Genomic DNA, 15,534 nt, shown 5'->3' with positions numbered 1-15,534 from the left:
CGGCACCGACAGTTTTTCCGCGGGTGGAAACTGCCCCCACAATTCAAGATCGTTTGGGTACGGTCTCCGCCATGCGCCGCGCCCCTCTCGTCCTGACTCTCGTGCTGACCGGTTGCACCACCCCAGCCCCCAGCTCGCCGGTCACCGTCACGCCCTCGTCCGCGCCGCCGGCGGTGGCCGCGGCCGACTACGCCACCTGGGACGCCGGGAGGTCGACGCCGGTGGCCGACAAGCTCTACCCCGAGCGCGGCAACCCGGTGCTCGACGTGCTGCACTACGACCTGGCACTGGCGTGGGCGCCCGCCACCAGGACCCTGACCGGCACCGCCACGCTGCGCATCCGCCCGACCACGGCGGCGCCCGAGATCATCCTGGACTTCACCGGCCTGACCGTCGACAAGATCACCATCGACGGCGCCGCCGCGCAGGGTTCGGTCGCCAAGGAGAAACTCATCGTCCCGGCCACGCTGGTCGCCGACCAGCCGGTCACGCTGGTCGTCGGCTACCACGGCACGCCCAGGACGGTGCCGATGCCGTCCCGTCGAGGCGACTCGAACGAGGGCCTGGGCATGCACGTCACCAAGGACGGCTCGCTCTGGACCATGCAGGAGCCGTGGGGCGCGCTCACCTGGTACCCGGCCAACGAGCACCCGTCCGACGAGGCGCTCTACGACATCGCGGTGACGGTGCCGAAGGGCTGGACCGGGGTGGCCAGCGGCACGCCGGGAAAGGTGACCGGCAACACGTTCACCTACTCCAGCGCCGACCCGGTCGCCAGCTACCTGGTGACGATGGCCGCCGGGAAGTACCGGAAGACCACGGCCAAGGGCCCGGACGGCGTCCCGCTCACCTACTGGACCCGGCCCGGGACCGACGACGACATGCTCACCGTGCTCAAGAAGTCGCCCGCCGCGCTGTCCTGGCTGGAGAAGCGGTTCGGTAAGTATCCGTTCCCGACCGGCGGTGTGCTGATGGTCGACTCGGTGTCCGGCATGGAGACCCAGCAGATGATCACCCTGGGCGGCAAGGTGTCCGGCAAGTGGACCGAGGAGCAGGCCACCGGGTACGAGAGCGTGCTGGTCCACGAGTACGCCCACCAGTGGTTCGGCGATTCGATCACCCCCACGACCTGGACGGATCTGTGGCTCAACGAGGGCTGGGCGACGTACGCCGAATATCTCTGGCAGCAGAGCCAGGAGGGTTTCAGCGACGCCGACCTCGAGCGTTTCCTCCGCGAGTCCGACGCCAAGCTGCGCAAGAAGGCCGGCCCGCCCGGCAAGCCGAACCCCGCCTACTTCGCCGAAAGCAACGTCTACATCTGCCCGGCGACGATGCTCAAGGAGTTGCACGACAAGCTCGGCGACAAGGCGTTCTTCGCCCTCGGCCGCGACTGGGTGCAGACCCAGCGCAACTCCCACCAGGACCGCGCCTCGTTCATCGCCTTCGTGAACTCCAAGACCGGCAAGGACTTCACCGGCCTCATCAACACCTGGCTCGACTCGAAGACCACACCCCGATGAAGTTCCTGTTCTTCTGGGGCCACCAGCCGGAACGCGACGGCAGCGCGGGCGCCGGTTGCCTGAGCCAATGGTGGCCGGCACCGTTCCCGGTCGAGGGCCGGGAGTTCGCCACCGCCGAGCACTACATGATGTGGCGCAAGGCGATGCTCTTCGATGATGCGTCGTCGGCCGCCCGGATCCTCGAGTCGCCGCATCCGCACGCCGCGAAGAAGCTCGGCGGCCGCGTGGCCGGCTTCGACGAGGAAGTCTGGAAAGAGCATCGCTTCGCCATCGTGGTGGCCGGCAACCTGGCGAAGTTCGGCGCCCACGAGGATCTCCGCGCGTTCCTGCTCGGCACCGGCGACCGCATCCTCGTCGAGGCCAGCCCGCTGGACCGGATCTGGGGCATCGGCATGTCGCGTGACGACCCGGACGCCACCGACCCGTCCCGGTGGCGCGGGCTCAACCTGCTGGGCGAGGCGTTGATGCGAGTGCGGGCAGAGCTGTCAAGCGGTGGCCGGTCAGCTCGGTTCCACGGGTAGCCCTCTGTTCCACGGGTAGCCACAGCTCGGTGGTCGCCGCGCTGAGGTCGGCGGCGCGGTCGAGCACCGCGACGAGAACATCACGGGGCCTCCCTTCGACGTCGACCCTGGCCGATGACGCCTTGGTCGCGCCCGACCGCTGGCGTCCGATGCGATCATCCGCACGCTGCCGGCCGGCGCGGCGGGCAGAATGGCGGTGTGGTCGTCTACATCCGGCACTGGCAGCGTGACCAACTCGGCGGGCTGTTCGCCTTCCATCTGGTGCGGCGCGACGAGGACGGCATCCTGTTGTGGGCGCCGGCCGGGACGCGCGGGTGGCTGTTCGACATGCCGGACGGGCGGAAACTGGCGGAGACGTCGCTGCGGGAGTGGTCGTCGGTGCCGCGGATGCCCGTCGCGACGAGCCTCGGGCACGGCGTGCTCAGCTGGCATCCGACCGGTCGCGACTATTCGATCCGCTGGTTCTTCCGTCCGGACGGGACGTTCTACGGCTGGTACGGCAACCTGGAGGCCCCCGCGGTGCTGGCCGGTGACTTCCTCGACACGGTCGACTGGGATCTCGACGTGGTGATCCGGCCGGACCGCGGCTGGTCGTGGAAGGACGAGGACGTGTTCGCCGCGCGTCTCGCCGAGCCGCCGGGCGCCTACTGGGTCGACGACGAGCAGCGGGTGCGCAAGGCCGGGCTGGAGGTCATCGCGCTCGCCGAGTCCGGGGGGTTCCCCTTCGACGGGACGTGGTGCGACTTCCGCCCGGACCCGGCGTGGCCTCCGCTTCCCCGGGACTTCCCGAGTGCGCAAGCGCCCCCGGAGGGTTCCCCGAGCGCGCACCCGCCGGAGGGTTTCCCGAGCGTGTGAGACAGGCCAGCAGGGCCACGAGGGCGGTGGCCGCGGCCGCGATCAGCAGGCCGTTGCGGGCGCCGCCACCGTCGATCGCCCAGCCCGCCGCGGACGTCGCGGCCGAGGAACCCGCGACGCTGGGCGTGTCGGTCCAGGCGTATGCCTGCGTCAGCACCGAACGGTCCACGAGCACCGACACGAGCACGTCGCTGACCGCGATGATCGCCGGGACGACGAGACCGGTCACCACCAGCCCGGCGCCGAGCAGCAGCGGTCCACCGGCGACGGCCACGAGCACGCCGCCGGAACACAGGATCACCGCCGGGACCCGGAGGCCGCCGCGCGGGCGCTGACGGCCGTACAGCCATCCGCCGGCCAGGCTCGCGCCGTTCGGCACCGCGAACAGGATCGCCGCGGCGTACGCGATGTGCCTCTCGGTCGTGAACGCGGTGACCGCGACCGTGATCGAACCGAAGAACACCCCGAGGGCGGCGTTGACCCCGGCCAGCGCCAGGAATCCGGGGCGGAGCAGCGCCGCGCCCGCCCGGCTCCCGGCGGCGGCGCGCACCGGCAACCGCCTCGGCCGTGTCCCCTCCATCAGCCGGAGAGGCGTGTCACCCGGGGTCGTCGGCGCCCGAGAGTGAACCGACCCGTGACATCGCCGGGGATCGTGGCGGGGACACTCGCCATCGATCGACCCCTGACGCAAGCATGCGGGACAACCGGCGGTGGGGCAAAGGGAATGACCCACCGCCTGGCCGGCGTGTGTGCCACGCCGGCTTTTCGTCGCGCGTACCCGAAAAGGTCTTAAAGAGCCGGCGGCGTGAACGTGCCGACGGCGGACTCGAGGGCGGCCGCCACCCGGTACATGCGGTCGTCGGCCATCGTCGGCGCCATCACCTGGAAGCCGACCGGCAGGCCCTCGGAGAGGCCGCACGGTACCGAGATCGCCGGGCCGCCGTAGAGGTTGGTCGGGATGGTGAAGAGGTCGGCGAGGTACATCTGGTAAGGGTCCGAGGTGCGCGAGCCGAACGGGAACGCCACGAACGGGGTGGTCGGCGACACCAGCACGTCGACCTGCTCGAAGGCGGACTCGAAGTCGCGGGTGATCAAGGTGCGGACCTTCTGCGCCTGGCCGTAGTAGGCGTCGTAGTAGCCGCTGGACAGCGCGTAGGTGCCCAGGATGATGCGGCGCTTCACCTCGGGGCCGAAGCCGGCCTCGCGGGTCAGCGACATGACCTCCTCGAGCGAGCGGTTGCCGTCGTCGCCGGTGCGCAGGCCGTACCGGACGCCGTCGAAGCGGGCCAGGTTGGACGAGCACTCGCTGGGGGCGATCAGGTAGTAGGCGGGCAGCGCGTACTGGAAGTGCGGGCAGGACACCTCGACGACCTCGGCGCCCAGCTTGACCAGGGCGTCCAGCGACTCGCGGAACGCGGCCAGCACACCCGGCTCGGAGCCGTCGCCGGCGAATTCCTTGACCAGGCCCAGCTTGACGCCGGTCAGGTCGCCCTCGCTGCCCCGCTTGGCGGCGGCGACGACGTCGGGCACCGGCTGCGCGATGGACGTCGAGTCGCGCGGGTCGTGGCCGGCGATCACCGAGTGCAGCAGCGCCGCGTCGGCCACGTTGCGGGCGCACGGGCCGGGGGTGTCCAGCGAGGACGAGAAGGCGATCAGCCCGTAGCGCGACGTGCCGCCGTAGGTGGGCTTGGCGCCGACCGTGCCGGTGACCGCGCCCGGCTGCCGGATCGAGCCACCGGTGTCGGTGCCGATCGCCAGCGGCGCCTCGTAGGCCGCCAGCGACGCCGCGCTGCCGCCGCCCGAGCCGCCGGGGATGCGCCCGAGATCCCACGGGTTGTTCGTGGGCCCGTAGGCGGAGTACTCGGTGGAGGAGCCCATGGCGAACTCGTCCATGTTCGTCTTGCCGAGCATCACAGTGCCCGCCGCGCGCAGCCGCTCGACGATCGTGGCGTCGTAGGGCGGCCGCCACCCCTCGAGGATCTTGGAGGCGGCGGTGGTCGGCACACCCTTGGTGGCCATCACGTCCTTGACGGCGATCGGCACACCCGCCAGCGGCGACGACTTGTCCCCCGCGTCGACCTCGGCGGCGGCGGCCAGCGCGCCCTCGCGATCGACGTGCAGGAACGCGTGCACCTGCGGGTCGACCGCCTCGATCCGGTCCAGGTGCGCGGTGGCGACCTCGACGGCGGAGACGTCCCCGCCCTTGATCAGGCCCGCGAGCTTGGTCGCGGTCATCCGGGTGAGATCACTCACGGCGGTCAGGCCTCCTCGTCCAGGATCCGGGGCACCCGGAAGCGGCCGTCGGCCTGATCCGGCGCGCCGGACAGCGCCTCGGCCTGGGTGAGGCTGGGCTGCACGACGTCGTCGCGGTACACGTTCGTCAACGGCACGGAGTGTGACGTGGGCGGAATGTCGTCGGCGGCCACGTCACCGATGCGCGCGACCGACTGCAGAATGACGTCCAGCTGCCCGGCGAACCGATCCAGCTCCTCCTCCGTCACGGCGAGCCGCGACAGACGGGCCAGGTGCGCGACCTCCTCGCGCGAGATGGCAGCCATGCTCGTCCTCCGGTGTTCGGCTTCGGGTTCCGCATTCGACAGGGGAAGTCTATTTCGCGCCGCCATCGCGTTTCCGCGCGGGGTTTCAAGATCAAGAGATGGATGTCGTGCCTGAGCGGGTGGTGCTGACCGTCGCTCACGCCGAGGCCGGGCCCACTCGGCCTGGCCGCTGGCGCGTCCAGAACGGCCGAGCGCACCCTTCATTCTCCGTGCGTGGTCACCCTCAAAGATCAACAGAGCCGAGCAGTTCCAGGAGGACGTCGGTGTTGGCCACGGCCGCCTGGAGGGCCTTGCGAGCCTCGCGCAGCCGGGTGGCCTGGGTGGCCAGCCGGCGGACGTCGCCCGACTCGACGGCGCCCCGGGTGGCGGCGCCGACCGCCAGCAGCACCTGCAACGCCTCGGCCGCCTGGGCGGTGGCCAGCGGGATCGGGTCGGCGCGGTTCTCCTGGGCGATCGCCGGGAGCTGGGCGGCGGCGCGGCGGACCTGCCACTGGATCAGCTCGGCGCGCCGGGCCGGGTTGTCGGTGCCCGCGTCGGCCGCCTCGAGCTGGCGTTGCCAGACGGCGTAGCGGGAGTCGCGGCTCAGCGGCAGCCGGTCGGCGGTCATCGCCTCGGCCTGCGCGGCGCCCAGCAGGGCCGAGGCCAGCCAGGCGCGGTAGGCGTCGGGGCCGCCCAGCTCGTCCATCGCGTCCAGATGATCGTCCTCGGTGCGCGCGATGCCGCCGACGCCCAGCACGCTGAGCACCGAGACCAGTCGCAGCACCGACGTCCGCACGTCATCCTGCTCGTCCAACCCATCCACGACCGAAGAAGGTACCCGGTCGGAATCTACGATGGCACGGGGTGGATCGGGCGGTAGCGGGACCACCAGGTCGCCAGCTCGGCTGCGGGCATCGGCCGGGCGTGGAACCAGCCCTGCGCGGCGTCGCATCCGGCCGCCGCCAGCGCGCGCCAGGTGCGCTCGTCCTCGACGCCCTCGGCCACGACCCGCAGACCCAGTGCGGCGGCCAGGGTGATGACCGAGCCGACGATCGCGGCGTCGCTGTGGTCGGTGGCCATCCCGAGGACGAACGAGCGGTCGATCTTGACCTCGGCGAGCGGCAACCGGCGCAGGTGCTGGAAGGACGAGTAGCCGGTGCCGAAGTCGTCCAGGCTGATCGCGACGCCCATCCGGTCGAGCTTGGTGATCGTGTTGAGGACGCGGTGCGGGTCAGCCATCAGGGCGCTCTCGGTGATCTCCAGCTGGAGCATCGCCGGCGCCACCGAGTAGGTCGCGAGCAGCGCGGCGATCCGCTCGGCGATGTCGCCGGCGTGCAGGTCACGGACGCTCACGTTGACCGAGGCCCGGATCGGGCGGCCGAGCGTCGCCCACACGCCCAGCTGGGCGATCACCTCGCGCAGCACCCGGCCGGTGAGCATCCGCATGACGGGCGTGTGCTCGGCCACCCGGATCAGTTCCTCGGGCCCGACCAGCCCGCGTTCCGGGTGGTGCCAGCGCAGCAGCGCCTCGACCCCGACGACCTCGCCGGTCGCGATGGCGATCTGCGGCTGGTAGAAGAGCGTGATGCCGTCGTCGCCGGTGTCCTCGCGCAGCGCGTGGCGCAGGTCGGCCAGCAGGGTCAGGCGGTCCGGCGAGTGGTGGGCGGCGTCGGGGCCGTAGACGACGATCTGGTCGCCGCGCTGCTTGGCGTCGTACATCGCCACCTCGGCCTGCCGGAGCAGCGCGGCGCCGTCGGATCCGCGTTCGTTCTGCACGGCGATGCCGATCGAGGCGCTGACGTCGACCGAGGTGCCGTCCAGCGCGAACGGCCGGCCCAGCGCCTCGGCGAGATGCGCGGCGATGCGGCGGGCCGCGGCCGGGCCGTCGACGCGGGTGGCGAGGACGGCGAACTCGTCGCCGCCGAGGCGGACGACCAGGTCGTGCGACGGGACGACCTCGGCGAGGCGGTGGGCCACCTCGACCAGCAGGCGGTCACCCAGGGCGTGCCCGAGGGCGTCGTTGACCGTACGGAACCGGTCGATGTCCAGGAGCAGCAACGCGAGCTGGCGTTCCGGGCGGTGCAGGCCACGCCCGAGTCCCCGTTCCACGACCGACGCCTGGAGGGCACGCCGGTTCGGCAGTCCGGTCAGCGCGTCGATGCGGCCGGCCCGCTCGAACTCCCCCGCCGATCGCACCATCCGATGGACGGCGAGCAGGGCCAGGAGCACCAGGGGTACGAGCGCCGGCCCGCCCGTGGCGGCCGCCAGCACGACCGGCCCGAGCAGCAGCAGTGCGGCCGTGGCGAAGAGCTCCACGTGGCGGACGCGCCGCGGGCCGGGTGCCGAGCGCCAGTGCGCCACGAACGCGGCGAGCCCGTACCGGGCGGCCATCCACGCGCCCGCCGCGCCCACGGTGACCAGCGCGTCGTCCCAGCCCGGTTCGGCGCCGGGGCGGAGCCCGCAGATCGCGGCGACGACGGCGGCCGCTCCCAGGGCGACGCCGTGCTGGACCATCAGGTGCACGGTCCGCCGCAGCGGTCGCCGCATCCGCGACCCGGCGATCGTCACCGCGACGATCTGGGCCGCCAGCGCGGGGACGATGCCCCAGGCGAGCGTGATCGCGAATGTGAAGCAGATCGACGGCAGGATGACCGAGCTGGCGCGGCGGTCGGCGACCACGTACGGCCGGGCGTCCACCGCGACGGCCAGCGCGGCCATCACCCAGTAGGCGGGCGGCAACCCGGTCAGACCGAAGGCCGCCCACAGCAACGCCTCGGCGACGGCGGCGACGGCCACCGCGCCCAGGATCGACCGGGTCCGGGAGCGCAGCCGCCACCGGGGCGCCGAGGATCCGCCGGAGGCGCCGGGCACCGCGCGGCGCAGGTGTGCGGTCCCCATGCGACCTCCACGATGGCGTCGAGCGACCGATGATCCTCACGATAGGCACGCGAGAACGTATCTACGCGAAACAGACTCGCCAGATATCAAATCGGAAAGGGACGCCCAACGTGCTAAGTGGAAGAATTCACTCGTCCGTGGCCATCTCGGCGACCGCGCGAGCGGCCTCCGGACCGTCGGACAGCAGCACCGCGAAACCGTCGTCGTCCAGCACCGGCACCTTCAGCTGCAACGCCTTGTCGTACTTGCTGCCGGGATTGTCGCCGACCACCACGAACGCCGTCTTCTTCGACACCGAACCGCTCACCTTGCCGCCGCGAGAGGTGACCGCCTCGGTCGCCGCGTCGCGCGAGTAGGACGCCAGCGTGCCGGTCACCACGAGGGTGAGCCCGGCCAGAGGTTTCGGCCCCTCGTCGGTCTGCGTGTCGCGCATGTGCACCCCGGCCTCGCGCCACTTGCGCACGATCTCGCGGTGCCAGTCGACGGTGAACCACTCGCGCAGGCTGACCGCGATCGTCGGCCCCACACCGTCGACGGCGGACAGCTGCTCGGCGCCCTCGTCTGACGAGATCGCCGTCTCGATGGCCTCCATCGACCCGAACTCGCGGGCCAGCGCCTGCGCGGCGGTCGGGCCGACATGCCGGATGGAGAGGGCGACCAGCACCCGCCACAGCGGGCGGCCCTTGACCTCCTCCAGGTTCTCCAGCAGCTTGGTCGCGTTGCTGCCCAGGCTGCCGTCCTTGTTGACGAAGAACGGCGAACGCTTCAGGTCGTCGGCGGTCAGCGCGAACAGGTCGCCCTCGTCGGCGATGATCTGCGCGTCGAGCAGCGCCTGAGCGGACTTGTAGCCGAGCACCTCGATGTCGAAGGCGCCTCGCCCGCCCAGGTGGAACACCCGCTCGCGCAACTGCGCCGGGCAGAGCCGGGTGTTGGGGCAACGGATGTCGATGTCGCTCTCCTTGGCGGGAGCGAGCGGGGTGCCGCAGGCCGGGCACTCGGACGGCATCACGAACTGGCGCGCGTCCTCCGGCCGCAGGTCGATCACCGGGCCGAGCACCTCGGGGATCACATCACCCGCCTTGCGCAGCACCACGGTGTCGCCGATCCAGACGCCCTTGCGCTCCACTTCGCGCGCGTTGTGCAGGGTGGCCAGGCCGACCGTGGAACCGGCCACCTTCACCGGCTCGAGCACCGCGAACGGGGTGACCCGGCCGGTCCGCCCGACATTGACCTGGATGTCGAGCAGCTTGGTGGTGACCTCCTCCGGCGGGTATTTGAAGGCGATCGCCCAGCGCGGCGCGCGGCTGGTGGAGCCGAGCCGCCCCTGGATGGAGACCGGGTCGACCTTGATCACCACGCCGTCGATCTCGTGCTCGACGTCGTGCCGGTGCTCGCGGTAGTAGTCGATGTACTCCCGGACGCCGGGCATGCCGTCGACCAGTTTCCACCGCTCACTGGTCGGCAGCCCCCACGACCTCAGCGCTTCGTAAGCATGAGACTGCGAATCGGGCGTGAAACCCTTTCGCGCGCCGATGCCGTGCACCACCATGCGCAGCCCGCGCGACGCGGTGATCCGCGGGTCCTTCTGCCGGAGGCTGCCCGCCGCCGCGTTGCGCGGGTTGGCGAACGGCGCCTTGCCCTGCTCGACCAGCGAGGCGTTGAGGTCGGCGAAGGCGGAGGCCGGGAAGTAGATCTCGCCGCGCACCTCGAGCAGCTCGGGCGGATCGTCGTCGGTCAGCCGCTCGGGGATCTCGCGGATGGTGCGGACGTTGGCGGTCACATCCTCGCCGGTCCGCCCGTCGCCCCGGGTCGCGCCGCGGACCAGCCGGCCCTTCTCGTACGTCAGGTTGATCGCCAGACCGTCGACCTTGAGCTCGCAGATGAACGGCACCGGCCCGCCCGCGTCCCGGACCGTGCGATCGGCCCACGCCTGCAGCTCGTCGAGGTCGAAGACGTTGTCCAGCGACATCATCCGCTCGGCGTGCTCGACCGCGGTGAAGAGCGTGGAGAACGTGCCGCCCACCCGCTGGGTCGGCGACTCCGGTGTGCGCAGCGAGGGGTATTTCTCCTCGATCGCCTCGAGCTCTTTCAGCTTCTCGTCGAACTCGGCGTCCGCGATGGTCGGCGAGTCCAGCACGTAGTACCGGTACTGATGACCGAGCAGCTCGTCGGCGAGCTCGGCATGGGCCGTGCTGACCTCGGCGGGCGGATCCTCGATCTCGTTGGGCACCGTCTGACCTCCGTGTTCGTGCTTGGAGGCCAATTTAGTACCCACCCCTGACAGTTTCGGAGGACCTACACCTCGGCCAACCGGCGACCGGCCTCGCGGCAGGCCGTCAGCACCGTGCGCACGTAGCGCGGCGAGGCCCCGGCCAGGCCACAGGCGGGCGTGACCACGACCTGCTCCGGCAGCCGGTCGAGCGGGAAGCCGAGGCGCGTCCACAGCGTGCGTACCCGATCGGCGATCTGCTTGCTGGTGACCTGCTTGTCGGTGATCTGGGCGGTCGACGACGCGGCGCCGGCGAACAGGCCGAGCCCCGCCTCCAGCGCCTCGCCCAGCGGGTCGAGGTCCTTCAGCAGCGACAGATCGAGCGCCACGGCCGCCGCACCGGCGTCCCGCAGCACCTGGAACGGCACGTCGGGCGCACACGAGTGCACCACCACCGGCACCCCGGCCGTCTCGACCACGCCGCGTAGCAGGGTCGCCGCGTCCGCGGGATCCACCGCCCGGTACGCGCTCAGCCCGCTCTCGGTCGGCACATGCCCGTCCAGCACCGCGTTGAGCGACGGCTCGTCCAGCTGGAGCAGCACCCGCGCCCGGGGCAGCCGCTTGCGCACCTCGTCGACGTGCCGCCGGAGACCCTCGGCCAGCGACCCGCCGAGATCGCGCACCGCACCGGGGTCGCGCAGCAGCCGCCCGCCGATCGGCAGGTCGACGCTCGCCGCGAGCGTCCACGGCCCGGCCGCCTGCAGCTTGATCGTCCCGGCGAAGCCGTCGGCCTGCTCGGTGAGCTGGTCGAGGTCGCGTTCCCGCAGGTCGGCGGTGAGCCGCTGATCACGGCCGGGGCGCGGGGCCACCTGCCAGCGGCCCACGTACAGCTGGACCGGGAACTCGGCGAGCAGGCCCGCGCCGCGGCCGATCATGTCGGCGCCCGGACCGCGCGCCGGCAGCTCGGCGAGGTGCGGCAGGTCGGGCAGTTCACCGAGGATCAGGCGCTGCGCCTCGGCGATGTCCGTGCCCGGCAGCGAGCCGAGCCCGGTGGCCGCGCCGGCCGGCCAGGGGAAATCAGGCATCGGAACCCGTCGACTCGATGGTCGCCGAACCCAGGACGATGTCGCCCGCGGCGTCGGAACGGTAGGCGACCAGCGCCTGGCCCGCGGCGATCCCGCGAGCCGGCGTACGCAGATGGGCGGTCAGCGTGTCGCCGTCGAACGTCACCACGCCGGGCACGACCTCGCCGTGCGCCCGCATCTGGATGTCGCACTCGACCGGGGTGCGGTCGGAGTGCCAGATCGGCCTGGTCGCGGTCACGGTGGACACCTCGAGCGCCGACCGCGGCCCGACCGTGATCGTGTTGGTCACCGGGGTGATCGACAGCACGTAGCGCGGCCGCCCGTCCGCCGCGGGCACGCGCAGGTCGAGACCCTTGCGCTGACCGATCGTGTACGCGTAAGCGCCGTCGTGCCGCCCGACGGTGGCCCCGGAGGCGGCGTCCACGATGTCGCCCGGCGCCTCGCCCAGCCGCTCGCGCAGGAACCCGCGGGTGTCGCCGTCGGCGATGAAGCAGATGTCGTGCGAGTCGGGCTTGTCCGCCACCGCCAGGTCACGGGACGCGGCCTCGGCGCGCACCTGCTCCTTGGTGGAGTCGCCGAGCGGGAAGATCGACCGGGACAGCTGCTCGCCGGTCAGCACCGCCAGCACGTACGACTGGTCCTTGGCCAGGTCGACGCTGCGCCGCAGCAGCCCGTCGGCGCCGAGCCGCGCGTGGTGGCCGGTCACCACCGCGTCGAAGCCCAGGGCGACCGCCCGGTCCAGCACCGCGGTGAACTTGATCTTCTCGTTGCAGCGCAGACAGGGATTGGGGGTACGCCCGGCCGCGTACTCCGCGACGAAGTCGTCCACCACATCCTCGTGGAACTGCTCGGCCATGTCCCAGACGTAGAACGGGATGCCGATCACATCGGCGGCGCGCCGCGCGTCCCGCGAGTCCTCCAGCGTGCAGCAGCCACGCGCGCCGGTGCGGAAGGTCTGCGGGTTACGGGAGAGCGCCAGATGGACGCCCGTGACATCGTGACCGGCGTCGGCCGCGCGGGCGGCCGCCACGGCGGAGTCCACCCCGCCCGACATCGCCGCAAGAACACGCATGAGATGAAGCGTAGCCGTGTCAACGCGGCACCCGCCTCACCGCCTCTGAGGGATGTGATGCAGGCGATGACGGCCGAGGACGCACCTCCGGCCACCTTCGAGGAGTACGCGGCGGCACGGGGCGCCGCGCTGCTCCGATTCGCGACGCTGCTGACCGGGGATCCGCACCGCGCGGAGGACCTGGTGCAGGACGCGCTGGCCAAGGCCTACCTGAGGTGGGAGCAGATACGCCGCAGAGACCAGCCCGACGTGTACGTACGCCGCATCCTGGCGAACGCCTCGCACAGCTGGTGGCGCCGGCGCAGCAGCCACGAGATGCCGACCGCGGCCCACCCGGACGGCCCCGGGTCACGGGATCCGGCGGACGGCGTGGCCGAGCGGGACATCATGCGGCGGCTGATCGCCCGGCTGCCGCAGCGGCAGCGCGTGGTGCTGGTGCTGCGCTACTACGAGGACCTCGACGACCGCACGATCGCGTCCATCCTCGGGTGCCGCGAGGGGACCGTCCGCACCCATGCCATGCGCGGCCTCCAGACGCTGCGCGACCGCTACCCCACCATCGACGGGAGTGACCTGCCGTGACCGACATCGAGGACAAGCTGCGCGACACCCTGCACGCCGACGCCGACCACGTGGTGGCTCCGGCCGATCTCCCCGAGCGGGCGGTGGCCCGGGCGGGCCGGATCCGGCGGCGCCGCCGGGCCTCCGTGGCCGCAGCCGGGGCGGCAGTCGCGGTGCTGGCCGTGGTGGCCACGGTCCCCGTGCTGCGCCCGCCGCCGCCGGCGCCACCCGCGCACACGGCCCCGGCGATCGGGACCGAACCGGACACCCTGCACTTCGACGTCGACGCGAGGGCGATGGGTGGCTCGGTCCAGTACGTGGCCTCCGGGCCCGGGTTCGAGTCCATCCTCGTCTACCGCAAGGGCCGCCGGGGCAACCCGGTGCCGGTCGTCCGGGTCTACCTCGCCACCAGCGCCGAGGCCATGACCAAGGCCCGGGGCGACGGGATGGGCGTGCCCGCGGAATTCTGGAAGACCGAACCGGGCACGACACAGGTGGTGACCGTCGCCGGGCGGAGCGGAGAGATCGAGCGCCAGATCCAGCAGCCCGGCCGCAGCTCCCAGTGGCTGATCCGCTGGGAGCCGATGCCCGGCGTGCTGGGTGTGCTCGTCTCGGCCGACGACGATCGGGCGGCCGCGATCGCTGCCGTCGACGCCGTACTCCTGGACCGGACCCGGCCATGTCTCCTGCAGTTCCGGTTCACCGAGCTGCCGCCGAGCTGGAAGCAGACTTCGTGCTACTTCGTCTTCTTGAGCGGCCCCCGCAAGAACCCGGCCACCACAGCGGAGTGGCAGGACGGTTCCGCCACCCTCCGGGTCAGGGCCGGCGTGAAACTGGGCTACACCGTGACCAAGCCCGACATGAAGGTCGAGGGCGCGGCCGGCCAGTGGCGCCAGCGCGACAAGACGGGCATCGGGATGCTGTCCGTCCCCGATATTCGTGGCGGACATCTCAGCATCGACGGCGTCACCCGGCCCATCACCGCCGAGCTGGCCCGGAACCTGGTCTACGCCGAGGATTGGAACGACCCGGAGACGTGGCCTCGCTGACGCGTGCGGGCGGGGTCGCCGGGCGTAGGCATAAGCTGTCGTGTTGATGGCCTACCTGGATCACGCGGCGACCACACCGATGCTTCCCGAGGCGCTCGACGCGTACGTCGCAGCGGCCCGGCAGGTCGGCAATGCGTCGTCCCTGCACGCCGCCGGCCGGGGCGCCCGCCGGCTGGTCGAGGAGTCCCGCGAGCGGGTGGCCGACGTGCTCGGCGCCCGCCCTTCCGAGGTCATCTTCACCAGCGGCGGGACCGAGAGCGACAACCTGGCGACCAAGGGCCTGTTCTGGGCCCGGCGCGCCGACGACCCGTCCCGGACCAGGGTGGTGGCCTCCGCGGTCGAGCACCACGCCGTGATGGACGCCGTCGACTGGCTGGGCTCGCACGAGGGCGCCGAGGTCACCTGGCTGCCGGTGGACGCGTTCGGCCGGGTGGACCCGGCGACGCTGATCGAGGCGCTCGGCGACGACGTGGCCGTGGTCAGCGTGCAGTGGGCGAACAACGAGGTCGGCACGATCCAGCCGATCACCGCGCTCGCGGCGGCGGCCGCGGCGGCCGGCGTCCCGTTCCACACCGACGCCGTACAGGCGGTCGGCCAGGTGCCGGTCGACTTCGCGGCGTCCGGCGCGTCGGCGCTCACCCTGACCGGCCACAAGCTGGGCGGCCCGATCGGGGTCGGCGCGCTGCTGCTCGGCCGCGACGTCGCCTGCACCCCGCTCCTGCACGGCGGCGGCCACGAGCGCGACGTGCGCTCCGGCACGCTGGACACGGCCGGCGTCGCCGCTTTCGCCGTCGCGGTGGAGACCGCGGTGAAGACCCAGGGCGAGTACGCGACCCGGATCAGCGCCCTCCGCGACGAGCTGGTGACCCGGGTCCACGAGGTGCTGCCGGACGCGATCCTCAACGGCGACCCGGCCGACCGCCTGGCGGGCAACGCCCACTTCTCCTTCCCCGGCTGCGAGGGCGACGCCCTCCTGCTGCTGCTCGACGCCAAGGGCATCTCCTGCTCCACCGGCTCGGCCTGCTCGGCGGGCGTGGCCCAGCCCTCCCACGTCCTGCTGGCGATGGGCGCCGACGACGACCGGGCCCGCTCGTCCCTGCGTTTCACCCTCGGCCACACCTCCACCGCCGACGATGTCGACGCCCTCCTAGCCGCCCTGCCCGGCGCCGTGGAGCGCTCCCGCCGAGCCACAGCCTGGAAGAGCCGATAGAAAAACGGCCCGGCGGG

13 protein-coding genes are annotated in these 15,534 nt (G+C 72.1%); 6 read left to right on the top strand and 7 right to left on the bottom strand.

Going from position 1 to position 15,534, the window contains the following annotated elements; all coding sequences use genetic code 11:
- Positions 1-71: 71 nt before the first annotated feature.
- The 3 genes from QSK31_RS34895 (at position 72) to QSK31_RS34885 (ending at position 2,896) form a co-directional block, all read left to right on the top strand.
- A complete protein-coding gene (locus QSK31_RS34895; RefSeq protein WP_285688899.1) occupies positions 72-1,520 on the top strand; it encodes a M1 family metallopeptidase in 1,449 nt (482 codons plus the stop codon).
- Positions 1,517-2,041 carry a riboflavin biosynthesis intermediates N-glycosidase gene (gene ybiA / locus QSK31_RS34890; protein WP_285688898.1) on the top strand — a complete coding sequence of 175 codons (525 nt, stop codon included), beginning with the start codon at positions 1,517-1,519 and terminating at the stop codon, positions 2,039-2,041. Before QSK31_RS34895 ends, ybiA begins: the two co-directional genes overlap by 4 nt.
- Positions 2,042-2,239: 198 nt before the next feature.
- A complete protein-coding gene (locus QSK31_RS34885) occupies positions 2,240-2,896 on the top strand; it encodes a ribonuclease FAU-1 family protein (protein WP_285688897.1) in 657 nt (218 codons plus the stop codon).
- A 789-nt stretch (positions 2,897-3,685) separates the two neighbouring features.
- Here QSK31_RS34885 and gatA read toward each other — a convergent pair.
- From gatA to mnmA, 7 genes are all read right to left on the bottom strand, one after another.
- Positions 3,686-5,149, bottom strand: coding sequence for an Asp-tRNA(Asn)/Glu-tRNA(Gln) amidotransferase subunit GatA (gene gatA, locus QSK31_RS34880; protein WP_285688896.1), 1,464 nt, complete (start codon positions 5,147-5,149; stop codon positions 3,686-3,688).
- A 5-nt stretch (positions 5,150-5,154) separates the two neighbouring features.
- A complete protein-coding gene (gene gatC / locus QSK31_RS34875) occupies positions 5,155-5,454 on the bottom strand; it encodes an Asp-tRNA(Asn)/Glu-tRNA(Gln) amidotransferase subunit GatC (RefSeq protein ID WP_285688895.1) in 300 nt (99 codons plus the stop codon).
- Positions 5,455-5,677: 223 nt separating this feature from the next.
- Positions 5,678-6,256 carry a DUF6245 family protein gene (locus QSK31_RS34870; RefSeq protein ID WP_285688894.1) on the bottom strand — a complete coding sequence of 193 codons (579 nt, stop codon included), beginning with the start codon at positions 6,254-6,256 and terminating at the stop codon, positions 5,678-5,680.
- Between the two features lie 26 nt (positions 6,257-6,282).
- Positions 6,283-8,331, bottom strand: a complete 2,049-nt coding sequence (locus QSK31_RS34865; RefSeq protein ID WP_285688893.1) for a putative bifunctional diguanylate cyclase/phosphodiesterase — start codon at positions 8,329-8,331, stop codon at positions 6,283-6,285.
- A gap of 127 nt (positions 8,332-8,458) precedes the next feature.
- Entirely contained in the window at positions 8,459-10,561 is a 2,103-nt protein-coding gene (gene ligA, locus QSK31_RS34860; protein ID WP_285688892.1) for an NAD-dependent DNA ligase LigA, read from the bottom strand.
- Between the two features lie 65 nt (positions 10,562-10,626).
- Positions 10,627-11,625 (bottom strand): uroporphyrinogen decarboxylase/cobalamine-independent methonine synthase family protein, encoded by a 999-nt coding sequence (locus QSK31_RS34855; RefSeq protein ID WP_285688891.1) that lies wholly within the window; start codon positions 11,623-11,625, stop codon positions 10,627-10,629.
- Positions 11,618-12,697 carry a tRNA 2-thiouridine(34) synthase MnmA gene (mnmA, locus tag QSK31_RS34850; protein ID WP_285688890.1) on the bottom strand — a complete coding sequence of 360 codons (1,080 nt, stop codon included), beginning with the start codon at positions 12,695-12,697 and terminating at the stop codon, positions 11,618-11,620. The genes QSK31_RS34855 and mnmA overlap by 8 nt, the downstream gene beginning before the upstream one ends.
- A gap of 66 nt (positions 12,698-12,763) precedes the next feature.
- Between mnmA and QSK31_RS34845 the strand changes: the two genes are divergently transcribed.
- The 3 genes from QSK31_RS34845 to QSK31_RS34835 are packed head-to-tail and all read left to right on the top strand — an operon-like array spanning position 12,764 to position 15,517.
- Positions 12,764-13,279: a SigE family RNA polymerase sigma factor gene (locus QSK31_RS34845; protein ID WP_285688889.1), complete on the top strand. Its 516-nt coding sequence runs from the start codon at positions 12,764-12,766 to the stop codon at positions 13,277-13,279.
- Positions 13,276-14,307 (top strand): hypothetical protein, encoded by a 1,032-nt coding sequence (locus QSK31_RS34840; protein WP_285688888.1) that lies wholly within the window; start codon positions 13,276-13,278, stop codon positions 14,305-14,307. Before QSK31_RS34845 ends, QSK31_RS34840 begins: the two co-directional genes overlap by 4 nt.
- Before the next feature lie 46 nt (positions 14,308-14,353).
- Positions 14,354-15,517 (top strand): cysteine desulfurase family protein, encoded by a 1,164-nt coding sequence (locus QSK31_RS34835; RefSeq protein WP_285688886.1) that lies wholly within the window; start codon positions 14,354-14,356, stop codon positions 15,515-15,517.
- Positions 15,518-15,534 lie beyond the last annotated feature (17 nt).

It is taken from the genome of Actinoplanes sp. NBRC 103695 (assembly GCF_030269485.1).
In the GTDB taxonomy this organism is placed as follows: domain Bacteria; phylum Actinomycetota; class Actinomycetes; order Mycobacteriales; family Micromonosporaceae; genus Actinoplanes.
The sequence above is the reverse complement of the archived record's forward strand: the minus strand, read 5'-3'. Positions and strand labels throughout refer to the sequence as shown.